The organism is Vreelandella halophila, assembly GCF_009856365.1.
GTDB classification, from domain to species: Bacteria; Pseudomonadota; Gammaproteobacteria; order Pseudomonadales; family Oleiphilaceae; genus Halospina; species Halospina utahensis_B.
The window spans coordinates 99088-122558 of sequence record NZ_WMEX01000003.1; the positions used below are offsets into that span (position 1 = coordinate 99088).

Consider the following 23471-nt stretch of genomic DNA (forward strand, 5'->3'; position numbering starts at 1 on the left):
TCAAATTACCCGCCTGGCCCGGATGCTACAATACGGCTACATTGGTTTGGATTATTTTCAGGTTGGTTTTATGGTCAGTAGCCGCCCCAATCGGCTGGGCGATATCAGCGTCAACCATGTGGCGGTCATGGCCCGCACCCTGCGCAGTCGCGGCCACGACCCCGGACCATGGCTGGCCCGTTACCGGGTTTCCCGACGCCTGTTGAATACCCCCGGAGCCCGTATCAGCATCCCCCGGTTCATGCGTATGGGCCATGCCGCCATCCAGATGACGGAGGAGCCGGCACTGGGGATCGACTTCGGGCGCCATACCCGCATGACGGACCTGGGACTGGCCGGCATGGCGGCCGCGAGTGCGCCCTCGCTGGGAGAGGCCCTGGAAACCCTGGTGCGCTATGAGCGGCTGATGAGCACCAACAGCCGCGGCCAGTCACACACCACGCACACGGCCGATGGCGGGCTCCATGCCGTGTTCTACTCCATCAGCCCCTATAACCGCTACAACTGCTTTGTGGTGGATTCGATCCTGGCCGGCTGGGTGGCGCTGCTGCGGGAGCTCGGCGGGCCGGCAACACAGCCTTCCGCGGTCACCATTGAATACGCCGGGCCAGCCAACAGCGAGCCTCATGCCGAGTGGTTCGAATGCCCGATTCAGTTTGATGCGCCACAGAACCGTATTGAGCTGCACCCGGAAACAGCCGCACAACGTAACCGGCTGGCCCAGAATGCCCTGTTCCAGGAGCTGTGCCAGCACTGCGAAACGGAACGTCAGAGGCTGATCTGGGGGCAGAGCACCACCGAAAGGGTGCGTGAGGCCATTGCCCGGCGCATGGGCTCAACGCCGCCCAGCATGCACGCTGTGGCACTCGCTCTGGGGACCACGGAATGGGGACTGAGGCGGGCTCTGGAGCAGGAAGGCATGACCTACCGTTCCCTGCTCGATCGTACCCGGCGGGAACTGGCCGAGGACTACGTGCGTGGCACGCCGCTGTCGTTCTCGGATATCGCGTCACTGGTCGGGTTTGCAAACCCCAGTGCCTTCCACGGAGCATTCCGGCGGTGGTACGGGTGCAGCCCCGGGCGGTACCGGCGCCGGTATGGAATGGCGCGCTGAGTCAGAGGTCGATGCCGTCGTCGCATTCGGCGTCCTCCGCGTCATCGTCCTGAAGGCCCAGCTCCAGCAGTTCTTCTTCGTATTCGCGCATGACAACCTCCCGGTTACCGTTCAGTTTCCCGGTCAGCGTGCCAGCGGGAGGTGACAGCATTGTGACACCTCCCATGAGCGCGCGGATCAGCTGGCCATTTCCTCATCGTGTTCCGCGGAACGCCGCCGGTACTCAATAGGCGTCATGCCGGACCAGCGCTTGAACGCCCGGTAGAAGGTGCTGGGCTCGGAAAAGCCGGTGAGATAGACGATCTCGTCAATGGACTCGTCCGTGGCGGCGAGAAGCCGGCACGCCAGCCGGTAACGGAACTGGGAGACCACCTGGTTGAAGGAGGTGTTGGCCTCGGTCAGGCGTGTGCGCAGGGTGCGTGGCTTCATGTTGAGGCGCGTCGCCACCGCGTCCAGGGTGACCTCGCCGGAATCCAGCTGCTCGGCTACCAGCCGTTCCACATCCCCGACAATATCCTGCTTCTCAAGCTCGGCGACCTGCTCACTGGCAAAGCGCTCGTGCAGCGCCAGGAGTCCCGGCTCGTGGTGCGGCGAGGGGTGCTCGAGAAGACTCGCCGGAAAGTACAGCCGGGTATCCTCCTGCCCGAAACTCACCGGACAGCCCAGAATCTCGGCAACCCTGTCCTGGCCCTGGGCCCGTTCGTGCTCGAAATGAACCGCTGTGGGCCGGAACTCCCCGTCCGTAACGGAATCAAAGAAGGTCAGCACACCCTGGACGAAGCATTCCGAGAAATGCCCGATCCGCCGGATCTCTTCGGCGGCGGCGTTGAGCACCAGGTAGCACTCCTCGCTTCCGTCTTCATGGAGTTCCAGGTCCGCGGCGTCGGTAAGCAGGCGCTGGTAGTTCTTAGCCCGCCTCAGCCCATCGCCGAAATTTGGGCTGGACAGGAACAGGTATTCCAGAACCTGCCCCTTGTAGGTGGGCACATGCAGACCCAGGTGCAGGCCGATATCCGGATCCCCGGTGACATCCTCCACCACCTGCCAGAACAGTACCTGAGCCGCGTGCGGCGTCCTCAGGTTTTCCCGCTGAAGGTAATTCTCGTCCACCCCCAGGCGACGGAATATGGCGTCGGTATCGACTCCGGCCCGCTGCATCGCCTGGTAGACCAGACGAAACAGGACCCCTGAATCCCTCTGTTCCTGCATACTGTCGTTTCCCGGCCTGTTGTTGTTTTGACCTGAGTGCCGTGCAGCGCCGGAACTTGCGCAATTGACGCTGTCACAGCCCGTGTGCATTCTTCGTGGCATCATACAGGGCGGTTGGCCCAAATGACATCCACCTGTGACTCAACTCTCAGTCTAGACACAAACCGGACGCTTATGAACCAGACAGCCCATTACCGTTTCAGCGGCCCCGCGCTGCTGCCCATGTACGGCAAAGCCCTGCTCGCCAGCAGCAAGGGCGGCCGCCACGCCGCAGCGGACATGCCCGAACTCAGTGCCGACATTGAGGGGGTGCGCACCGACACCGCTGAGCTGCGCCGTTACCGGGAGGTCTGCGGCTTCATGACCAGCAGCCTGTGCCCGGTCACCTGGCCGCATATCCTGGCCTTTCCGCTGCACATCCGCCTGATGACTGATGCCGCTTTCCCCCTGCCTCTGATGGGGCTGGTGCACATCGGCAACCGGATCGAACAGCAGCGGGCGATACGCCAGGGGGAGATTCTCGAGCTCCGGGCGCGGATCGCCAACGCCAGGGACACCGATCGCGGACTGGAATTCGACATCCTGACCGAGGCAAGCTCCTCGGGGCATGTCATCTGGAAGGAATACAGCACCCTGCTCTACCGTCAGCCTACCGGGAACAACGGAAAAGACGGGAAAAAGCAGCCCCCTGAAGCGCCACAGATGCTCTCCGGCCAGGCCACGGTCCAGGCCCCCGGCAACATTGGTTACCGCTACGGCCGGGTCTCCGGGGATATGAACCCGATCCACCTGCACCCGCTATCGGCCAAGGCCTTCGGCTTCCCGCGTAATATCGCCCATGGCATGTGGAGCAAGGCACACTGCCTGGCGCTGATGGAGAAGGCCGAGGGGCCATTGGAGGCGGTAACGGTGGACACCCAGTTCAAGAAGCCGTTCTTCATTCCCGGAACCGGCATCCTCACCTGGGAGCGCAACAGCACCGAAACAGCCTTCCGTCTTCTGAACAAGGACGCCTCCGCGCCCCATCTGGAGGGAAGCCTCAGCCGCGGTTGAGGGTCATTCGGGATCGGGCACGGTGCCGTCCGCCAGCGGCAGGGAGAACCAGAACACGGTGCCCCCGCCCTCGCGGCGCTCAAACCCGATCTCACCGTTCTGGCCAGTGATCAGGCTGCGGCAAAGCGACAGCCCGATCCCCATGCCCTCATCCTTGTTGGAATAGAACGGCTGAAAAAGGCGCTCCTCCGCGTCTTCCGGCAGCCCGCAGCCGCGGTCCGCCACGCGCACGCACACCGCATCCTCCAGCGCCTCCGCACTGACTTCAACGGGCTCCTCGCTGCCGCAGTTGCGTGAGGCTTCAAGCGCGTTGCGGATCAGGTTGAGTACCACCTGCTGCACCTGCACGGGGTCCGCGACCGCATAGGGCAGGTGCTGCGGGATCGACAGACTGACCTCGATCGCGTTGTTGCGCGAATCCACCTCGGCGAACTCGCGGCTCTCCACAAGCAGTCGGGCCACATCCACGGTCTCCTTGCCGGTAGCGGGCTGGTGCACGAACTGCCGGATGCGGCGGATAACCTCACTGGCGCGGTGGGACTGGGCCGTGATCTTCTCCAGCACCTCCGCGAGCGCGTCCTGGTCCAGGGTATCCTTCTCCATCATTCGAGAGACCAGGCTGACGTAATTGGCGATGGCGGTCAGCGGCTGGTTCACCTCATGGGCCACGCCGGCTGCCATCTCGCCCATCACTGACAGACGCGAGGCATGCGCCAGCTGTTCACGCTGTTCCGCAACCAGGTCCCGTGTCTCCTCCAGCGCCCGCTCCTGGGCCAGTTCCTCGGTAATGTCCCGGAACACCAGGACGCTCCCGGTCAGTTCACCGTTCTCGAAGCGGGGCGCCGCCCGGTACTCTGCCTGGAAGCTGGTGCCATCCGCACGGGTCATGGTCACGCCCCGCCGCAGTACCGCTGCGCCGTCCTGGCACAGTACCCGCCCGGCGTGGGAAGCCTCCTCGCCGGAGTCATGGGTGAAATGCAGATCCCCGATACGACGCCCCACCAGCGCGTCCTGTTCCGCCCCTGCGATTTCCGCCGCCGCCGGGTTGGCGAAGGTGATCACACCCTGGGGGTCGAGCCCATAGATGCCCTCGAAGATGGCGTTGAGCAGGCTGGCCTGTTCGCTTTCAAGCTGGCGATTGCGCGCCTGCATGACGCGCTCCAGCTGGATCACCCGGATCTGGGTATCCACCCGCGCCATGACCTCCTGGGCCTGGAAGGGCTTGGCGATGTAGTCCGCACCGCCCATGTTGAAGCCCCGGACCTTGGCATCAATGTCGTTGAGGGCGGACAGGAAGATGATGGCACTCAGGGCCGTGTCAGTGTCCGCGCGCAGATGCTTGCAGACCTCGAAACCATCCATGCCCGGCATCATGATGTCCAGCAGGATCACCTCAGGGTGATGCCGGCGCGCCAGCTGCAGTGCCTTTTCGCCGTCGTTGGCGATCAGAAGCTGGTAGCCCTTGTCCCTCAGGGTTTCGTAGAGCACCTTGAGGTTCTGGGGATTGTCGTCCACCAGCAGGACACAGGCCTGCTCCGGGTCGGTGGGCGTTTCGCTGACCGTGCTCATTCCGGGTCCCCGTCCCGCACGCTCATGACCATGCGCACCAGCTGGGCGAGTGAATGGGTTCCCATCTTGTGCATCACCCGGGAGCGGTGGATTTCGACGGTGCGCTGGCTGATGTCGAGCTCAATGGCGATGACCTTGTTGGCCTGGCCGGCGACCATGCGATCCATGATCTCACGCTCACGCGGCGTGAGCTGGGCCAGCTGCTCCTCGATCAGCCGCTTCTCCTCCCGGCCCTGATGCTGCTCCGCATCCGTGGCCAGGGCAGCCCGGATCTTCTCCAGAAGCTGGTCTTCACGGTAGGGCTTCTCGATGAAGTCAACGGCGCCCTTGCGCATCGCCTCCACGGCCAGGGGCACGTCACCGTGGCCGGTTACGAAGATGATCGGCAGGTGGGAGCCCCGCTCAATGAGTTCCTCCTGCAGCTCCATGCCATCCATCTCGGGCATGCGGATATCCAGCACAATGCAGCCCTGCATACCGCCATGCCAGTCTTCCAGAAAGCGGGTGGCGCGCTCGTATCCCGCAACCGCCAGCCCTTCCGAGCGCAGCAGCATGGACAGGGAATCCCGGACCGCCTCGTCATCCTCTACGATGTAGACCGTCTGCTCGGTCTCCGCCATTGGCATACTCCTTTACTGATTACTGTCGCCCGCACCGGGCATGGTGGTGGCACCATCAACCAGTGGCGGCGCCACCGTCATCGGATCCACCCGTTCCTGCTGCCAGTTCATGCGCCAGTCCAGGTGCGGGCCGGTGGCGCGGCCCGAGGCACCCACTTTTCCCAGAGCCTCGCCCTGTGCCACCTCATCGCCCTCGCTCACATGGATCTCGCTCAGATGCAGGAAGGTGGAGGAGACCCCGTATCCATGATCCAGGATCAGGGTCCCCCCGGAGAAATACAGATCCGGCTCAACCAGCACCACACGCCCGCCTGCCGGCGCCGCTACGGGTCTTCCCGTTTCCGCGGCTATATCAATGCCGTAATGCGGCTGACGGGGTTCGCCGTTGTAGAAACGCTGGCTGCCGTAGACCCCGGTAACGGTTCCCGCCACCGGCCAGATCCAGGAACCAGCAAAGTCCGGGCGGCGTGACTGGTCCTTCCGCGCCGCGCTCACCCGCAGCGCTTCCGCCCGGATCCGCTCCAGCGCCTCTTCATCGGGGGTCACGGTCTCCTGGGGAACGCCCTCCACCCGCTGGATGTCATAGTCCCGCTTCTCCAGCTCGATGGTTCGGCTGTTGCGCTCACCCTCAGGGCCGACAACCACCAGTTCATGGCTCAGTTCCGCGTCACGCCCGAAGCCGACGGCGAAGCGCCCGGATTCAGTGGTGGCCACGGCATCACCATTGAGGCGGATCTCACTGCCCGGCTCCACACTGCCCCTGAGCAGGGTCCCCTGGGTTCTGGGCCCTTCCAGCTCGAGAGCCACACCCGCAGCGGGAAGAAAGACAAGACAGAACAGCCAAAGAAGGCGCGACACGCGGAACCTCCGGGTTTGAGAGCGGGCAGACGCCCGTTATTGTTAGCGAACCTGATGAACAACTGCAACCGCGGAGCCATGCCGGTGTACGAACTGCCCCCCTTCCAGCTGCCCTTCCATCACCCCTTTCTGGCGCCCGAAGAGGCGGATGAACTGCTGGCGCTGCTGCTTGAGCGCATTCCCTGGAAGCAGGACCGCATCACCCTTTTCGGCCGGGAACACCTGATTCCCAGGGAGCAGTGCTGGATTGCCGAGGACGGCCTGAACTACCGCTACTCGGGCCAGACACTGGAGCCGGCCCAGTGGCCGGACTGGCTCAGGCCGCTCGCGCGCCAGGTGGGTGACATCGCCGGAGAGCATTTCAACAGTGTGCTGGCCAACCGTTATCGCGATGGCAGTGACAGCATGGGCTGGCACAGTGACGACGAACCCGAACTGGGACCCTCCCCGGTAATCGCTTCACTCAGCCTGGGCGGCACCCGGCGCTTCCGTTTCCGGCACCGAGAGGATCATGGCCGTACCCTGAGCATCGACCTGCCCCACAACAGCCTCCTGGTAATGCCGGCAGGCGTCCAGTCCCACTGGCACCACGCCCTGCCGAAAACCCGGAAACCGGTGTCGCCGCGGATCAATCTGACTTTTCGTCGTCTTGTCGACGCCTGAGATCGGCCAGGCGCTGCTCAATGCGCCCGAAGAGGCTGTCAGCCGGATAATGGCCATTGCGATCCGGTTCACCGACCGGCAGCTCCAGCATCAGCGCCAGCACTTCCTCTACCCGTGACACGGCGTACACCCGGAAGCCGTTCGCCTTCACGGCGTCCCGCACGCGCCTCGCCAGCATCAGGTTCTGCACGTTCGAAGCCGGCAGGATGACCGCCTTGTCCTGCGCATCCCCCCGAGCCACACAGGCATCCAGGAAGCCTTCAACTTTCTCGTTGAGCCCCCCGACCGGCTGCACATCCCCGTGCTGGTTGACCGACCCCGTAACCGCCATGTCCTGGCGTACCGGCTGCTCGGCCAAAGCCGAAACAATGGCACAGAGCTCGCCGAGGGACGCGCTGTCCCCATCGATCTCAGCGTAGGACTGCTCGAAGGTGAGGGTCGCGGTAAGCGGCATGGGCTGTTCACGGGCAAAATGCGCCGAAAGCCATGCGGAAAGGATCATCACCCCCTTGGAATGAATGGAGCCACTGAGCTTCACATCCCGCTCAATGTGGATGACATCCCCGTCCCCGTACTGGCAGGTCCCGCTGATCCGGTTGGGCAGCCCGAATTCGTAGCCGCCAGTGGAGAGTACGGAAAGCCCGTTGACCTGTCCCACAGCACGGCCGCTGAACGACAGCAGCATGGAACCGTCGGCAAAGCCCTGCAGGAACTCGTCCCGGATACGCCCGCTGCGGTAGTCCGCACTGACCAGGGCCTGGTCCACATGCTCGGGATCAATCCCGTCCTCGCCACCGCTCCGGGCATGGAAGTCCGCCTCGCGCAGCACATTGGCGATGTCCACAGCATGCAGCGACAGCCGGTTCTGGTGCTCCGCCAACCGTGAGCTGTATTCGATCACCCGTGCCACAGCCTGTTTACTGCACGGCAACAGGCCCTTGTCCTGACACAGACTGGCTATGAACTTGGCGTAGAGCACCTGGCTCTCGGTGGTACGCGGCATCTCATTCTCGAAATCCGCCGTCACCCGGAACAGCTCCGCGAACTCAGGGTCATATTCCTGAAGCAGCAGCCAGGTTTCGCGATCCCCGAAGAGCACCAGCTTGACGTCCAGCGGTACCGCCTCCGGCTCCAGCGAAATGGTTCCGGACAGCGTCAGCTCACGCTCAAGAGAGTGGATGCTGATTTCCCGCGAACGGATGGCGCGCTTGAGCGCATCCCACACGAAGCCGTGCTCAAGCACCTTGGTGGCGTCCATGAGCAGGTAGCCGCCATTGGCCCGGTGCAGGCTGCCCGGCCGGATCAGCGAGAAATCCGTGTAGACCGTGCCCTTGTAGGTCACGGTCTCGATGAACCCGAACAGGTTGTGGTAGGTGGGATTGTCCTCCACAACCACCGGCACGGACTCATCCTGGCGGGATACAAGCAGGTTGATGCGATAGCGCCGGGGCAGGCGCTGCTCCATGGAGGCATAGGCAAAGGCGGCCTTATCTTCGCTATCCTCCAGAAAGATGTCGAGATTATTCGCGATATCCTTCTTCATGGCCCGGAAGTGGTCGGGCACCCCTTCATAGTCACTGTAGCGCTCGGACAGCTCATCAATCAGATGGGCCCCGACATGCTCGACCGTTTCCTCGTTCAGCTTCTGCTGCTGCTCGGCGTGTTCCTCTTCCCATTCCGCGATCTGGCGCATGACACGCCGCAGCTTCTTCTCAAGCTCACGGATGATTTCCTCGAACGCCCGCCTCTCCTCCTCGGAAAGCGCATTGAAGGACTCGTTGGTATGCGGCTCACTGCCGTTGAGTGCCGTCAGCCGGTATCCCCCGGGCGTCGTCATGGACAGGTCCACGCCCTGCTCACGCGCCTCGCGTGCCAGGGCATTCAGTGCCTCTTCCTGGCGCGCGGCATAGCTCTGCTTGAGATCCTCGTAGCGGCTCTGGAAGGTATCGCTGTCGAAGGCCTGGGGGATGACCTTGACCAGGCGCGAAACCAGCCGATCCACATCATGGCGCAGCCGTTCACCGACGCCGGCCGGCAGCTTCAGGACCCTGGGATTGCGCGGGTCGTCATAATTCGCCACGTAGCACCAGTCGCTGGCCGGTGCGTGGGTCTCATCCCGATGCGCCAGGTAACGCAGCATCATGGTGCGCTTACCCAGTCCGGATCGGCCCAGCGCGTAGACGTTGTAGCCGTTGTGGGGCATGGCGAGGGCGAATCGGACCGCCTCCCGGGCACGGTCCTGGCCAACGATCTCATTCAGGGGATCCAGCGCATCCGTGTTACGGAACGGCAGATCCTTCAGGACACAGGTCCTGTACAGCTGTTTCTGGGGAAGTGGCTTCAACTCAATCAATCCGTCATCTGTGGGGAACGGTCAGAGATCGCACTTTACAGGCCTCAACAGGATTCACAAAGCACCTCCTGTAATGTGACCTGCGTCACAGGCCACCCGGACCCCGGTTTGACTCGGTTACCGATTGAGCGACAATCCAATGTTAGCAATAAGCAGAAACCTCGATCCGATTCAAGAGGCAGCAACCGCCCATGAGTACTCAGAGTGACTCCTCCGGGATCACAATGCATCTCGCGGACGTGCCCCTTGCACTGCGCAGGGATCACAAACGCCGTAATCAGGGTCGCGGTGACCCATCACTGACCACCTCCTGGTCCGGTCAGTGCAGTGCAAGCGAGCAGCGGATCCAGCCCCGGTTTGCCGCCCCCGGGCTCAGCGTGCGCGTGCGGGCACGGCGCCTGCTGCACTGGGAACGCCAGAGCCGGCCCGTGGAATGCCTGGACATCAACCGCTACGGCGTCGCCATTATGGCGGAGGAGGCCTTCCGGGAAGGCACTTCCATGCGCATGGATTTCCGCGGCGAGTACATCACGCAGTCGGATGTGAACGGCCGGGTCAAGAGCTGTGTCCGGGAAGCGGATGGGCATTACCGACTCGGCATCCAGTTCACCTACTGCTCAATGCGGGGCCATTACTCCCGCGCCATCGACAACGCCCTCTCCCAGATCGAGGCGTTCTGCCGCCGCCAGATGGCCCGTTACCGGCGCTGAATTGGCGGTTCAGCGCATTCCGCTGAACAGCATGGTCAGTACGATCATCACAATGATCCAGCCGATCAGCGCAAACCCGAAGCCGTTCGGCATGGGATTCCCGGTGCCCTCCGTCTCCCCCGCTTCGGGAAAAGGCCCTTCCATATCCAGGGGGGACTCGGCGCTGTGAGGGCCACCACTGAGAAGCAGCCTGACCCGCTCCTGCGGAAAGGCTTGTTCCAGCTGGGCCCGATGCTGGTGCCAGCCAAGGCGCTCATCCAGATAGGCCAGGACCTCCTCGGTCACAGGTGGCTCACCCGGCCTGGACTGACGGGACAGGAAGTCAAACAGGCTGAAGCGCAGTACCTCAGTCACACCGGGCTTGTGGGCCCGTTCGCTCTCAAGCTGGGCCCGCCAGCGGCGCAGATCGTCCCGCCAGCCGGGATTTGAGAACACGGTTTCCAACTCCGTCATCACCCGGCCCGCCTGGATCTCAGCCTCCTGACTCGCGGGCTCCGGCATCTGGACAGATTCAACGCCCTTCCCCGATGCCGCCCCGTCATTCCCGACATCAACTCCGAAATCCCGGGCCTGCGGTGCTGCTCCCGCCTCCCGCATGGCCGCCTCGTAGGCCTGCACCAGTGTCTGATAGCGCTCCGGAGTGGAATCCGGATCCACGAACCTCAGTTGATGCTCGAAAGCGGCCTCAATGGCCTCTGGATCATGGGTCTGCTCTATCCCGAGTGTGGACCACTTATTCACGGTGCCGATTCCCCCTGCTGTTCGTCCGGAACCTCATTGTCGTCCAGTTGATCAGCCGGCACCAGCGTGGCTACCTGGTTGGGGTTATAGGGGGTATACAGAACGACCAGCTGGCCACGGGCCACGGCCCGCGCCACCTGCTCGCGGCAGTCAGACAGAGGATCCTCGACATCCGCTCCCCCGGCTTCCCGGAGGCAATACTCCTCGATCAATGCCTCGAGCGCCTCACCTGAAAGCTGATCCGACGGGATCACCATGTCTCAGAGCAGATCCTCACTGGCGTCCTCGGCCAGCGCATCGTCTCCGGATGCCTCGTCTTTCTTGCCAGCGGCTTCATTGGGTTTGGGCATCAGCCGCTCGCGGATCTGGGTTTCGATCTCGTTGGCGATTCCGGGATTGTCACTCAGGAACTTGCTGGCATTCGCCTTACCCTGGCCGATCTTGTCGCCTTTGTAGCTGTACCAGGCACCGGACTTCTCAACCAGGCCTTCCTTGACCCCCATATCAACAATTTCGGCCATGCGGTTGATGCCGGTGCCGTACATGATCTGGAACTCGGCCTGTCGGAAGGGAGGCGCCACCTTGTTCTTGACGACCTTCACCCGGGTCTCATTACCGACCACTTCCTCGCCTTCCTTGACCGATCCCGTGCGCCGGATGTCCAGGCGGACCGAGGAGTAGAACTTGAGGGCGTTACCGCCCGTTGTGGTCTCGGGCGAGCCGAACATCACGCCGATTTTCATCCGGATCTGGTTGATGAACACCAGCATGGTGCCTGACGTCTTCACGCTGGCGGTGAGCTTACGCAGTGCCTGGGACATCAGCCGCGCCTGCAGACCGACGTGGGAGTCGCCCATCTCGCCCTCTATTTCGGCCTTGGGTGTCAGAGCCGCCACAGAGTCCACCACAACCGCATCGACTGCGCCGGAGCGCACCAGCATGTCGCAGATCTCAAGCGCCTGCTCACCTGTATCCGGCTGGGACACCAGCAACTCATTGATATCCACGCCCAGTTTTTCAGCATAGATCGGGTCCAGGGCATGCTCGGCATCCACAAAGGCGCAGGTCTTGCCCTCGCGCTGGGCTTCCGCAATCACCTGGAGCGTAAGCGTAGTCTTGCCGGAGGACTCCGGCCCAAAGATCTCGACCACCCGCCCCAGGGGCAGGCCACCGATCCCCAGGGCGACATCCAGCCCCAGGGAGCCGGTGGACACCGCCGGCATGGCCTCCCGCGGCTGGTCGCCCATCTTCATGACCGCCCCCTTGCCGAACTGGCGTTCAATCTGGGAAAGCGCGGAATTCAGTGCCTTTTTGCGGTTGTCATCCATTGTTTCTGCCTTCTGGTCGGTTGGTGCCTGCCGTAGTCACGACGTTGTCCAGGAACCCTGAACTGTATGTATGGACAGTATTATGCACAGACCTGATCAGTGATTCAACGGTCATCCCTGCAGCCAGCGCTTGAGGCGCTTCAGGGCGAACTCAACCGCCTCGCGCCGGACCTGATCACGGTCTCCTTCAAACTGTTTGCAGGTGGTAACGGGGGTGCTGCCCGCCACCCCCCAGCCGAACCAGACAGTGCCCACGGGTTTTTCCGCGCTGCCGCCGCCAGGCCCGGCAATACCGCTGACGGCCAAAGCCACATCCGCCCCGGTTTTCTCGAGTGTGCCGGAGACCATGGCCGAGGCCACGGCGGAGGATACCGCTCCGTGCCCGGCAAGAATGCCCGCGGGCACGCCCAGAAGCTTTTCCTTGGCCTCGTTGCTGTAGGTGACCAGCCCGGTCTCAAAGTAATCGGAACTGCCCGATGTATCCGTCAGGCATTTGGCGACCCAGCCGCCGGTGCAGGATTCGGCGGTCGCGATCACGCGCCCCTGGCCACGCAGGCATTCGCCCAGTGAGGCGGCCTTGCGCGCCAGGGTGGCGTCCGATGGCTCTCCCATACGGCTCTCCGTTTCGTTCGCGGGTTCATGGGACTAGAATCGTGCATTCCACCAGATCAGCAGGCTCAATAACAGCATGTCCGCAGCGGAACCCGATCTCAACAGCCACACGCCGATGATGCGCCAGTACCTGCAGCTCAAGGCCCAGCACCCGAATGAGCTGCTGTTCTACCGCATGGGCGACTTCTACGAACTGTTCTACGAGGACGCACGCCGCGCCGCCGAGATGCTGGACATCACCCTGACCGCACGCGGCCAGTCCGCCGGTCAGCCGGTGCCCATGGCCGGTGTGCCCTACCATTCGGCGGAAAACTACATCGCGCGCCTGGTCCGCGGCGGCCACGCCATCGCCATCTGTGAACAGACCGGTGACCCGGAAACCAGCAAGGGGCCGGTGGACCGCGAGGTGGTGCGCATCGTCACCCCGGGCACCCTGAGCGACGAGGCGCTGCTGGAGGAACGCCGGGACAACCTGCTCATGGCGATACATTCCCACAAGGGGGCCTTCGGCATCGCCACCCTGGAGATCTCCTCCGGTCAGTTCGTCGTTGAGGAGCTGGATTCGGAAGAGGCCCTGAGCGCCGAACTGGAACGTCTGCAGCCCGCCGAGATCCTGATCAGCGAGGACTTCCCCAGCCCGGAACTGCTGGAAGGCTTCAGCGGTATCCGCCGCCAGGGTCCCTGGCTGTTCGAGATGGAATCCGCTCACCGGCTGCTGACGCGCCAGCTGCAGGTGCGTGACCTGCGTGGTTTCGGCTGCGAGGATCTGACCCTGGCCATACAGGCCGCCGGCTGCCTGCTGCAGTACGCTCGTGACACCCAGCGCAACAACCTGCCGCACATCCGCAGGCTCAGCCGCGAACGGCGTGAGGAGAGCGTCTCCATGGACGCGGCCAGCCGCCGCAACCTGGAAATCGACACCAACCTTGCCGGCGGCCAGCAGAACACGCTGGCCTCGGTCATGGACCGCACTGCCACCGCCATGGGCGGGCGGCTGCTGCGGCGCTGGCTCAATCGCCCCCTGCGCGATGCCGGGACTGTGCGCCAGCGCCGCGACAGCGTCAGCGCCCTGCTGACCGATCATCAGCATGAGGCCATCCACGAACGCCTGCGCGGGATCGGTGATATTGAGCGCATTCTCTCCCGGGTCGGTCTGGGTTCCGCCCGGCCCAGGGACCTGGCGCGGCTGCGCGATGCCCTGATCACCCTGCCCGAACTCCAACAGGACATGGCGCGCCTGGAGTTGCCCCACCTGCAGGCAATCGCCGAACGCATAGCAACCTACCCGGTGTTGGCGGAAACGCTGGAACGGGCGATTGTGGACAACCCACCGGTGGTAGTACGCGACGGTGGCGTGCTGCGTGCCGGCTACGACGGGGAACTGGACGAACTCACCAGCCTCAGCGAGAACGCCGGCGACTACCTGATGCAGGTGGAAGAGCGCGAACGGGAGCGCACCGGAATCAATACTCTCAAGGTGGGCTACAACCGGGTTCACGGCTACTACATCGAGATCAGCCGGACCCAGTCCCACAATGCGCCCACGGAATACATCCGCCGGCAGACGCTGAAGAACGCCGAACGGTTCATCACCCCCGAACTCAAGGAGTTCGAGGACCGCGCCCTGAGTGCGAAGAGCCGCGCCCTGGCGCGGGAGAAGTATCTCTATGACGAGCTCGTGAAGCATCTGGGCGAACATCTTTCGGACCTCCAGGAAACCGCAGGTGCCCTCTGCGAGCTGGATGTGCTGACCAATTTCGCCGAAAGGGCCCAGAGCCTGCGCTTCAATGCCCCAGCATTCAGTGACGAACCCGGCATCGCCATCAGCCAGGGCCGTCACCCGGTGGTGGAATACCTCCAGGATGCCCCCTTCGTGCCCAACGACCTGCACCTGGACGACCGCAACCGCATGCTGGTGATCACAGGCCCCAACATGGGCGGTAAATCCACCTACATGCGCCAGACCGCGCTGATCACCCTGCTCGCCTACTGCGGCAGCCATGTACCGGCCGAAAGCGCCACCCTGGGCCCGGTGGACCGCATCTTCACCCGCATGGGCGCCTCGGACGACATCGCCAGCGGCCGCTCCACCTTTATGGTGGAAATGACCGAAACCGCCAACATCCTGCACAACGCCACGCCCGAGAGCCTGGTACTGATGGACGAGGTGGGTCGCGGCACCAGCACCTTCGACGGCCTGTCGCTGGCCTGGGCAGCGGCCGAGCGTCTGGCCCGGGATGTCGGCAGCTACACCCTGTTCGCCACCCACTACTTTGAGCTCACCAGCCTGCCGGAGCAGGCCGGTAGCGCCCGTAACGTCCACCTTACCGCCACGGAGCACGAGGACAGCATCGTCTTTCTGCACAGTGTCCATGAGGGCGCCGCCAGCCGCAGCTACGGGCTGCAGGTGGCGCGGCTTGCCGGGGTACCGGTGGACGTCATCGACAATGCCCGGCGCAAACTGGACGAACTCGAGGGCAGCGCCGGCGCAACACGCGCCGAACCGGCTCCGGCCTCGGCCATGCAGGCGGACATGTTCGCCAGCCTGGAACCCTCGCCGGAGGAACGTGATATCCTAGGAATCGACCCGGACGGCATGAGCCCGCGTGAAGCGCTCAACACCCTGTATGAGCTGCGGGCCCGTCTGCGGGAACGCCTTGGCGGCGATTGAGCCGGGTCATTGCAGACCCCGTCGCCCGACCCTAGAATAGCCGCCTGAACCATCGCCAGGATGTAACCATGACGTTTGTCGTTACTGAAAACTGCATCAAGTGCAAGTACACCGACTGCGTGGAAGTCTGCCCCGTGGACTGTTTCTACGAGGGGCCGAACTTCCTCGCCATCGACCCGGACGAGTGCATTGACTGTGCTCTCTGTGAACCGGAGTGTCCGGCCGAGGCCATCTATTCCGAGGACGAACTGCCCGATGACCAGGAGGAGTTCCTGGAGATCAACGCGGATCTGGCGGCCAAATGGCCGAACATCACAGAGAAGAAGGATCCGCCGGAAGACGCCGAGCAATGGGATGGCGTCAAGGGCAAGAAACAGTACCTGGAGCGCGACGGCGCCTAGACCGGTTTCCGCATAAGAGCCACGTCCTTGCGTGGCACCTCACAGTGCCAGCCGAACCGCGCCGCGACCCGATGCAGCGTGGCTTCCCTGTAGAACACCACATGGGTCGGATCCCGCCGGTAGTGCCAGCCGGCGAACCGGTCGTCGTCCGTCTGGAAACAGGTCATCACGCCCAGCCAGCCCCCAGGCAGCAGCAGCCGGTCCAACAGCCGGAAGGTAGCTGCCGGGTCATGCAGATGCTCAACCACCTCGGTGCAGGTGATCGCCTGGTACGAGCGCCCTAGAAGCGCCTCGTCCGGCGCGTAGAAGGGATCATAGCCGTCGGCGGCGAACCCCGCCTCGCGCAGCATGGTCACCAGTGCGGGTCCGGGGCCACAGCCGAAATCCAGCACCCGATCTCCCCGCGTCAGGCGCGGCATCAGTTCGTCCGCGAGCCGCGCCAGGAAACGCCGGTAGCCCGGGTCCCTTTCGTCGTTGTCATGCTGGTCATACTCGGCTTTTTCCGCCGCCGGCTCGGGCCGCTGGGAAGGCTCAAGAAAGGTGGCCTCGCACTGATGGCAGCGCCAGTAGTCGCGCTCACCAATCGTCATGAACGCCGCGGTCGTACCGCTTTCACACACCGGGCAATCGGGTACGGCGTTGTGTAACATGGGCGCCTGCAATGGGTCTCCCGGATGATCAGTCACAGAACGGAACAGCGACGCGAATTATGAGAGAAGACGTTCAGGATTACTACGGCCGCCAGCTCCAGGGCACCCAGGACCTGCAGACCAATGCCTGTTGCGACCAGGCGCCACCGGAATGGCTCAAGCCCATCCTCGCCAGCCTGCACGACGAAGTGCTGTCCCACTATTACGGCTGTGGCCTGGTCGCCCCCCAGCTTCTCGAGGGCGCGCGCATTCTGGATCTGGGCAGCGGCAGCGGCCGGGACTGTTACGTGCTGTCGAAGCTGGTCGGTGAACAGGGTGAGGTCGTGGGTGTGGACATGACCCCGGAACAGCTGGCCATCGCCCGCCGCCACCAGGAGTACCACAGGGAGGCCTTCGGCCACGCCCGTTCCAACGTGCGCTTTCTTGAGGGCTACATTGAGCAGCTGGACGAGCTGGACCTTGAGGACGACTACTTCGACATCGTCATCTCCAACTGCGTGATCAACCTGAGCCCGGACAAGGAGAAAGTGCTGTCGGAAGTACAGCGCGTGCTCAAGCCCGGCGGTGAATTCTACTTCTCGGATGTGTACGCCGACCGTCGCATACCGGCACACCTGAAAGAGGATCCGGTGCTGTACGGCGAGTGCCTTTCGGGCGCCCTCTACTGGAATGATTTCGAGAACCTGGCCCGAAAGACCGGCTTTACCGACCCGCGCCTGGTGGAAGACCGGCCGCTGACCATCGAGAACGAAGCCATTGAGGCACGCCTCGCCCCGGCGCGCTTCTTCTCCGCCACCTATCGCCTGTTCAAGCTGCCCGGACTGGAGCCCCACTGCGAGGATTACGGCCAGGCGGTGATCTATCAGGGGACGATTCCCGGTGAGGATGCGGTATGCCGGCTGGACAAACACCACCACATTGAGCGCGGCCGCGTCTTCCCGGTCTGCGGCAACACCTGGATGATGCTGGCGGATACCCGCTTTGCCGAGCATTTCAGGTTCATCGGCGATTTCAGCACCCATTTCGGGATCTTCGAGGGCTGCGGCACGGCACTGCCCTTTGATGACCCCGAGTCCGGAACGGAGGGGGCGGGCGGCAGCTGCTGCTAGGCGCTGCCGCGCACAAACCTCAGGAGCTGGTTGTTGGCCGGCATGCGGAAACGTTCCACGGCCTCGAAACCATAATCCGCCGCCAGCGCATTGAAGACCGCCCGGTCCTTGATGCCGCTGGACGGATCCCGCTCCTGGAGCCAGGCATCCAGCTCCGCGTTGCCCTCACTGGTGTAGCCACCATCCTCATTGAAGGGCCCATAGATCAGCAGATCACCGCCCTGGCGCAGGTGGGCGGCGCTGATTGCCAGCAGACCGTTAACGATGCGCCAGGACACGAAATGCACGGTGTTGGCAGTGAACACCGCATCAAAGGTTTCCCCCAGACGGACCCCAGCATCAAGCGCGTCCACCTCCAGTGGGTCACGCACATTGCGCAGCTTCGCCTCACGCCGCCATTGCCGGATGCCATCAAGATTCTCGGCGATGTCCGTGGGCTGCCACTCCAGGTGCGGCAGGTGGCGCGCCATATAGACCGCATGCTGGCCGGTCCCGCTGCCCAGCTCCAGCACCTTCGCGGGCTGGGTCAGGACCTCTGCCAGAACCTCCCGGATCGGTTCCTGATTGCGCTCACAGGCCGGCGCAAAGGGTTTCTCTGGTGTTTCCGTCATGCTTTACCACTCTCTTCTCCGCCGAGAACCGCACTGGTATCCGGAAACTCCGAAGACGAATGAGCCGGCTCCTCACCCCCATCATCCGGCTCCGGCGTTTCCATCCCGGCCACGGTCTTTTTCAGGTCCCGCAGCAGGTCCACCGGGAAGACAATGGTATTGGTCTTATCATTGGCGATATCGGTGAGAGTCTGCAGATACCGCAGCTGCAACGCCTCGGAACGCTTCGACAGCGTCCGCGCCGCCTCCAGCAGCCGCTCGGAGGCTTGCTGCTCACCCTCGGCATGGATGATCTTGGCCCGCCGTGTACGCTCAGCCTCCGCCTGGCGCGCAATCACGCGGATCATGGACTCGTCCAGATCCACGTGCTTGATCTCAACGTTTGCGACCTTGATGCCCCAGGCGTCGGTCTGGGCATCCAGAATCTCCTGGATGTCCTCATTAAGCTGGTCCCTGGAGGCCAGCATGTCGTCCAGCTCATGCTTGCCCAGCACCGAACGCAGCGTGGTCTGAGCCAGCTGGCTGGTGGCCGCATAGAAATTCTCCACGTTGATGACCGCATTCTGTGGATCCATCACCCGGAAATACAGCACCGCATTGACCTTCACCGAGACGTTATCCCGCGAGATCACGTCCTGAGAAGGCACATCCAGGACAATCGTCCGCAGATCCGTGCGCACCATCTGCTGAATGAACGGGATCACGATGATCAGCCCCGGCCCCTTCACTTTCTGGAACCGGCCCAGCAGGAAGATCACACCCCGCTCGTACTCCCGCAGGATCCGGAACATGCTCACCAGCAGACTGATGACGATCAGTACAATGGCTATGGTGAAATATTCAATCATTCGACTGGCCCTCCGACCTGACTGTCAGTTTGAGTCCTTCCACGTTCTGGATAACCACAACATCTCCTTCACGAACCGGATCCGCCGAGTGCGCCTGCCAGATCTCGCCAAGCACACGCACCCAACCTACCCCCCCGTCAAAGTCCCGTATTGCCACGGCCGTAGTGCCCTGCATACCCTCAGAGCCGCTGACCACCGCTTTGCGCGTTGACTGCAGTGCCATACGCAGCACCAGCACCATGATCAGGAAGGTCGACACCGAAAATGCCGCGATCACAGGCATGGCGATCTGGTAGCCCGGAAGGTCCGTGTCCATCAGCATGACGGAGCCGATCACAAAGGCCACGGCCCCACCGACCCCCAGGATCCCGAAACTCGGGGAAACCGCCTCAACCACCATCAGCCCGATCCCCAGCAGCATCAGTGCCAGCCCCACATAGCTGATGGGCAGCATCTGCAATGCGTACAGCCCCACCAGCAGACAGATGGCGCCCACGACGCCGGGCACACCCATGCCCGGGTTGTAGAACTCCAGGATCAGGCCATAGATGCCCACCAGCATCAGAATGTACGCCACACTCGGATCCGTGATCACCGTCAGGAACTCGGTGCGCCAGTCCTTCTGGATACGACTGATGCGGTGATCGGCCAGGGTCAGCGTCTGCATCACGCCATCCACATCCACTTCCATGGCGTCCGCCTGGGCAAGCATGTCCTCAAGACTGTCGGCACGGATATCGATCACATTCTTCTCAAGCGCCGCACTCGAGGAGAGGTTCACCGCCTCGCGCACTGCCTGCTCCGCCCAGTCCGCATTGCGCCCACGCAGCTCCGCCAGGCCACGAATGTAGGCCACGGCATCATTGATCACCTTCTTCTCCATGGCACTGGCGTTACCGGCATCGCCACTCTGCCCGGCTGATGCTCCATCTCCCTCCTCTGACGCCCCCTCGGCAGTACCGTCTTTGCCGGTATCACCAGCCGCGGCGCCATCGTCGGCCTGGAGGCTGAACGGGGAACCACCCCCCTCATCCTGACCACCCCCGCCACCGATCTGCACTGGCGTCGCCGAGCCCAGATTGGTCGCCGGCGCCATGGCCGCCACATGGGACGCATAGAGAAGATAGGTTCCGGCGCTCGCCGCCCGCGCGCCACGGGGCGTCACGTAGGTTGCCACCGGCACCTTTGAGGAGAGGATGCCCTGGATCATGTCCCGCATGGACTTACTCAGCCCCCCCGGCGTATCCAGCTCCACCACGAGAAGATCCGCCCCCTGCGCCTCCGCATCCGCCAACGTGCGCAGGAACCAATCCGACACCGCCGGCCCAATCGCCTCCTGGATCGTCATAACCCGGACATCCGCCGGCGCACGGCCATCATCCCCTGCCTCCTGAGCCTGAACACTCAACAGCAGGGCACCGGCGAAAAGCAGGAGCAGTGAAACCAGACGTGGCAGTCGACGCATTGAAGCTCTTCCCTGAAAAGAGGTTCTCCAATGAAAGATGGTGGATTTCAGGTGGTTTGACAAGAGAAGAATGACCCGTAGAAGCGAGCCCTGCTCGCGATCATTTGATCGTACCGCGCGCGAGGCGCACTCCTACAGGATAGGGGAGACGTTACACGGTGAGGTAACCACCATCCACGTTCAGGCAGGTGCCCGTGGTGTAGCTGGCCGCATCCGAGACCAGATAAAGCACCGCCCCGGCCATTTCGCTCGGCTCCGCAATCCGCTTCTGCGGGATATGCGCCAGTGCCTGCTGCTTGATGGAATCGTTGGTGGTCAGGGCACTGGCGAACTTCGTATCCGTCAGCCCCGGAAGCAGCGCGTTCACACGCACGCCCTTGGTTCCCAGCTCGGTGGCGAACGACTTGGTCATCTGGATCACCGCCGCCTTCGAGATGGAATAGATCCCCTGGTAATGCCCCGGGATCACCCCGTTCACCGACGCCACGTTCACAATGGAACCACCGCCATGCTTCTTCATCAGGTTCACACCCGCGCTGGTCATGAAGAAGTAACCCCGGATGTTCACATCCACCGTCTTGTTGAAGGCCGCCTCATCAGTGTCCTCAATGGGACCGAAGTACGGATTCGCCGCCGCATTGTTCACCAGGATATCCAGCCGCCCGTAACGCCCTTCAATATCCGCGAAGATGGCCTCAATCTGCTCCATCTCCCCGATATGGCACGCAATGGCCTCAGCCTTGCCACCCTCGTCACGGATCGCCTGCGCCACCGCCTCACAGCCATCAATCTTGCGGCTGGACACAATCACCTGCGCCCCCTGCTTCGCCAGCAGCTTGGCAATTTCCTCGCCGATACCACGGCTGGCACCGGTTACCAGGGCAATGCGGCCCGTCAGGTCAAACAGATCACTCATTTTCCAATTCCTTGTTTTCCAGTTTTCATTCGTTGCGTCATCGTTATGGCCGGTCGAGTGGGAGCGGTGACGGCCAATCGGGAAGCTCTGGAGCCATGGATGGCGGAAGAGCAGCCTACAGGGATGTACTTGTGGCCTTTCCCGATTGGCCGTCCCCGCTCCCACTCCTGCAACACATTCGCAGTCCTGAGATCACGATTCTCATCGATAGGTGACCAACTTCGGGTCTTCCCCTTCGAGATGCCCAAAACTGTTAAAAACAGCCAGCGACCGCCGATCCCCACTGAACAGCACCCGCGACACACTCGCATTCGCCAGCACCTCATTCAGCCGGAACGCCCGCATGTCATCCAGATCCAATAGCGACTGGGCCACCACACTGATCGGCCCACCCGAGGTCACCACGAACACATGCTTCGCATCCCCGGCATCCCGGATCACCTCATCAATCCCCTGCAGCACACGCTCCCTGAACGCCCGCCAGGACTCCGGATAATCCCCCTCGTTCTCGCCCCCGATCCAGCGCCGGATCGCCTCACTGAACGCATGCTGGAACGCCTTCCGCGGATCCGCCTCTTTCGCCAGCTGCCGGGCCATCTCCTCCGGGTTTCCCCACCCCGGCCGGTACGCCTCCAGCACCGACCGATGGTCAAACTCATTCAGCCCCGGGTGCACCGCCGCCTCCGGCAGCCCATCCCCGAAGCCTTCCGCCATCGCCTCTATGGTCTCGCGATGACGGCGCAACTCACCGCCGAACAGCCGTTCGGGCTGGGTATGCCGGCCAATCCAGCGCCCCAGAACCCGACCCTGCTCCCAGCCACGCTGCGAAAGCCGGTCGTAATCCGACGCGCCGAAACTCGCCTGCCCATGACGGATCAGGTGGAGTGTTGCCATCGATCCGCTCCTACAGGCTGCTCTTCTCGATCAACCGCTTGCAGCGCTGCTCCAGGTAATTCGCTGCCTGGCCGAAGCCCGCAAAGCGCTTGTCCTGGGTCTGACCGTGGTAGTAGCGGTAATAGATCTGCTGCACGATGCCCGCCAGGCGGAACAGCCCGTAGACCTCATAGAAGTCGAAGTTGTCCGCATGGAAGCCGGAGCGCTCCATGTAATAGGCCACCACCTCTTCCCGGCTCATCATGCCCGGCCGGTGCGTGGGCTGGCGCCTCAGCATCTGGAAGAACTGGTCGTCGTCCGCCTGCACCCAGTAGGCCAGGCTGTTGCCCAGATCCATCAGCGGATCGCCAAGCGTCGCCATTTCCCAGTCCAGAATGCCGATCACCTCAAAGGGGTTCTCCGGGTTCAGCACGACGTTGTCGAAGCGGAAATCGTTATGGATAACGCAGGTGGCCACATCCTCCGGCATCTTCTCCTGCAACCAGGTCATGACCGGCTCGAAGTCGCTCACATCGTCGGTACGGGCCTTGCGGAAGCGATCACTCCAGCCGTCAATCTGGCGCTTCACATAGCCTGCCCCCTTGCCGATCTGATCCAGACCCGCGGCCTGATAATCCACCCGGTGCAGGTCCACCAGCTTGTCGACCACGTTGCCGCACAGCTTGCGGGTGTCCTGCTCACTGAGCTCGAAACCCTCGGGAAAATCCTGACGCAGGATAATGCCCTTGAGGCGTTCCATCACGTAGAACTCGTCACCGAGCACGTCATGGTCATCGCAGATAGCGATGATATCCGGAACATAGGGGTAGACCGGCTTGAGTGCACGCATGATGCGCGCCTCGCGCAGCATGTCGTGGGCCGATTTGGCCTTGTGACCGAACGGAGGGCGGCGCAGGACGAAGGAGCGCTCGCCGTAGTCGATCTGGTAGGTCAGGTTTGAAGCGCCGCCCGGGTACTGGCGGATCACAGGCTCGCCTTCCAGCTCAGGCAGCTGCTGCTTCATAAAGCGATCCACCGCGGCCGGGTCCAGCGCCTCGCCCTCGCGGGTTTCCGTTGGCTGATCAATCAGGGTCATG

General features: G+C 63.0%; 24 protein-coding genes. 7 read left to right on the forward strand and 17 right to left on the reverse strand.

Annotated features, from left to right (window positions below; all coding sequences use genetic code 11):
• The first annotated feature begins 70 nt into the window (after window positions 1–70).
• A complete protein-coding gene (locus tag GLW01_RS06050) occupies window positions 71–1114 on the forward strand; it encodes an AraC family transcriptional regulator (protein WP_160898514.1) in 1044 nt (347 codons plus the stop codon).
• Between the two features lies 1 nt (window position 1115).
• Here the strand turns inward: GLW01_RS06050 and GLW01_RS06055 are convergent, their stop codons facing one another.
• Together GLW01_RS06055 and GLW01_RS06060 are read right to left on the reverse strand one after the other, a co-directional pair.
• Window positions 1116–1265: a hypothetical protein gene (locus tag GLW01_RS06055; protein ID WP_160898515.1), complete on the reverse strand. Its 150-nt coding sequence runs from the start codon at window positions 1263–1265 to the stop codon at window positions 1116–1118.
• A gap of 26 nt (window positions 1266–1291) precedes the next feature.
• Window positions 1292–2323, reverse strand: coding sequence for an AraC family transcriptional regulator (locus GLW01_RS06060; protein ID WP_151441585.1), 1032 nt, complete (start codon window positions 2321–2323; stop codon window positions 1292–1294).
• 174 nt (window positions 2324–2497) lie between these two features.
• Between GLW01_RS06060 and GLW01_RS15615 the strand changes: the two genes are divergently transcribed.
• Window positions 2498–3376, forward strand: a complete 879-nt coding sequence (locus GLW01_RS15615; RefSeq protein WP_151441584.1) for a MaoC family dehydratase — start codon at window positions 2498–2500, stop codon at window positions 3374–3376.
• Between the two features lie 3 nt (window positions 3377–3379).
• Here GLW01_RS15615 and GLW01_RS06070 read toward each other — a convergent pair whose 3' ends face one another.
• From GLW01_RS06070 to GLW01_RS06080, 3 genes are read right to left on the reverse strand one after another with little or no spacing between them, the layout of a single operon-like run.
• Complete coding sequence (locus tag GLW01_RS06070; protein WP_151441583.1) at window positions 3380–4945, reverse strand: ATP-binding response regulator; 1566 nt, start codon at window positions 4943–4945, stop codon at window positions 3380–3382.
• Entirely contained in the window at window positions 4942–5565 is a 624-nt protein-coding gene (gene fixJ / locus GLW01_RS06075; RefSeq protein WP_151441582.1) for a response regulator FixJ, read from the reverse strand. Before fixJ ends, GLW01_RS06070 begins: the two co-directional genes overlap by 4 nt.
• 12 nt (window positions 5566–5577) lie before the next feature.
• Window positions 5578–6423, reverse strand: coding sequence for a M23 family metallopeptidase (locus tag GLW01_RS06080; RefSeq protein WP_160898516.1), 846 nt, complete (start codon window positions 6421–6423; stop codon window positions 5578–5580).
• 84 nt (window positions 6424–6507) lie between these two features.
• Here GLW01_RS06080 and GLW01_RS06085 point away from each other — a divergent pair, with 84 nt between their 5' ends.
• A complete protein-coding gene (locus tag GLW01_RS06085) occupies window positions 6508–7086 on the forward strand; it encodes an alpha-ketoglutarate-dependent dioxygenase AlkB family protein (RefSeq protein WP_340162436.1) in 579 nt (192 codons plus the stop codon).
• On the opposite strand, the gene GLW01_RS06090 is transcribed toward GLW01_RS06085, so the two are convergent.
• On the reverse strand, window positions 7052–9430 hold the full coding sequence (locus GLW01_RS06090) for a Lon protease family protein (RefSeq protein WP_160898517.1): 2379 nt from the start codon (window positions 9428–9430) through the stop codon (window positions 7052–7054). The genes GLW01_RS06085 and GLW01_RS06090 overlap by 35 nt on opposite strands.
• Window positions 9431–9630: 200 nt before the next feature.
• Here GLW01_RS06090 and GLW01_RS06095 point away from each other — a divergent pair, with 200 nt between their 5' ends.
• Window positions 9631–10149 carry a hypothetical protein gene (locus GLW01_RS06095; RefSeq protein WP_151441580.1) on the forward strand — a complete coding sequence of 173 codons (519 nt, stop codon included), beginning with the start codon at window positions 9631–9633 and terminating at the stop codon, window positions 10147–10149.
• A gap of 9 nt (window positions 10150–10158) precedes the next feature.
• Here the strand turns inward: GLW01_RS06095 and GLW01_RS06100 are convergent, their stop codons facing one another.
• The 4 genes from GLW01_RS06100 to GLW01_RS06115 form a co-directional block, all read right to left on the reverse strand.
• Window positions 10159–10890, reverse strand: a complete 732-nt coding sequence (locus GLW01_RS06100) for a hypothetical protein (protein ID WP_160898518.1) — start codon at window positions 10888–10890, stop codon at window positions 10159–10161.
• Window positions 10887–11147 carry a YheU family protein gene (locus GLW01_RS06105; protein WP_151441578.1) on the reverse strand — a complete coding sequence of 87 codons (261 nt, stop codon included), beginning with the start codon at window positions 11145–11147 and terminating at the stop codon, window positions 10887–10889. Before GLW01_RS06105 ends, GLW01_RS06100 begins: the two co-directional genes overlap by 4 nt.
• 3 nt (window positions 11148–11150) lie before the next feature.
• Complete coding sequence (recA, locus tag GLW01_RS06110) at window positions 11151–12218, reverse strand: recombinase RecA (RefSeq protein ID WP_160898519.1); 1068 nt, start codon at window positions 12216–12218, stop codon at window positions 11151–11153.
• Between the two features lie 111 nt (window positions 12219–12329).
• A complete protein-coding gene (locus tag GLW01_RS06115) occupies window positions 12330–12830 on the reverse strand; it encodes a CinA family protein (protein ID WP_151441576.1) in 501 nt (166 codons plus the stop codon).
• Window positions 12831–12906: 76 nt separating this feature from the next.
• On the opposite strand from GLW01_RS06115, the gene mutS reads away from it, so the two are divergent.
• Both mutS and fdxA read left to right on the forward strand, forming a co-directional pair.
• Window positions 12907–15501: a DNA mismatch repair protein MutS gene (mutS, locus tag GLW01_RS06120; RefSeq protein ID WP_151441575.1), complete on the forward strand. Its 2595-nt coding sequence runs from the start codon at window positions 12907–12909 to the stop codon at window positions 15499–15501.
• A gap of 68 nt (window positions 15502–15569) precedes the next feature.
• Entirely contained in the window at window positions 15570–15902 is a 333-nt protein-coding gene (fdxA, locus tag GLW01_RS06125; protein ID WP_151441574.1) for a ferredoxin FdxA, read from the forward strand.
• Here fdxA and GLW01_RS06130 read toward each other — a convergent pair.
• Window positions 15899–16552, reverse strand: a complete 654-nt coding sequence (locus GLW01_RS06130; protein ID WP_202405600.1) for a class I SAM-dependent methyltransferase — start codon at window positions 16550–16552, stop codon at window positions 15899–15901. The genes fdxA and GLW01_RS06130 overlap by 4 nt on opposite strands.
• A 59-nt stretch (window positions 16553–16611) precedes the next feature.
• On the opposite strand from GLW01_RS06130, the gene GLW01_RS06135 reads away from it, so the two are divergent.
• Window positions 16612–17661: a methyltransferase domain-containing protein gene (locus GLW01_RS06135; RefSeq protein ID WP_160898520.1), complete on the forward strand. Its 1050-nt coding sequence runs from the start codon at window positions 16612–16614 to the stop codon at window positions 17659–17661.
• On the opposite strand, the gene GLW01_RS06140 is transcribed toward GLW01_RS06135, so the two are convergent.
• The 6 genes from GLW01_RS06140 to GLW01_RS06165 form a co-directional block, all read right to left on the reverse strand.
• Window positions 17658–18272, reverse strand: coding sequence for a DUF938 domain-containing protein (locus GLW01_RS06140; protein ID WP_151441572.1), 615 nt, complete (start codon window positions 18270–18272; stop codon window positions 17658–17660). The genes GLW01_RS06135 and GLW01_RS06140 overlap by 4 nt on opposite strands.
• Window positions 18269–19120 carry a slipin family protein gene (locus GLW01_RS06145; RefSeq protein WP_160898521.1) on the reverse strand — a complete coding sequence of 284 codons (852 nt, stop codon included), beginning with the start codon at window positions 19118–19120 and terminating at the stop codon, window positions 18269–18271. The genes GLW01_RS06140 and GLW01_RS06145 overlap by 4 nt, the downstream gene beginning before the upstream one ends.
• Window positions 19113–20585 (reverse strand): NfeD family protein, encoded by a 1473-nt coding sequence (locus GLW01_RS06150; protein WP_160898522.1) that lies wholly within the window; start codon window positions 20583–20585, stop codon window positions 19113–19115. Before GLW01_RS06150 ends, GLW01_RS06145 begins: the two co-directional genes overlap by 8 nt.
• Before the next feature lie 151 nt (window positions 20586–20736).
• Window positions 20737–21501, reverse strand: coding sequence for an SDR family oxidoreductase (locus tag GLW01_RS06155; protein ID WP_151441258.1), 765 nt, complete (start codon window positions 21499–21501; stop codon window positions 20737–20739).
• A gap of 201 nt (window positions 21502–21702) precedes the next feature.
• Complete coding sequence (locus GLW01_RS06160; protein WP_160898523.1) at window positions 21703–22395, reverse strand: histidine phosphatase family protein; 693 nt, start codon at window positions 22393–22395, stop codon at window positions 21703–21705.
• Between the two features lie 10 nt (window positions 22396–22405).
• Window positions 22406–23470, reverse strand: coding sequence for a phosphotransferase family protein (locus GLW01_RS06165; RefSeq protein WP_160898524.1), 1065 nt, complete (start codon window positions 23468–23470; stop codon window positions 22406–22408).
• Window position 23471: the final 1 nt, after the last annotated feature.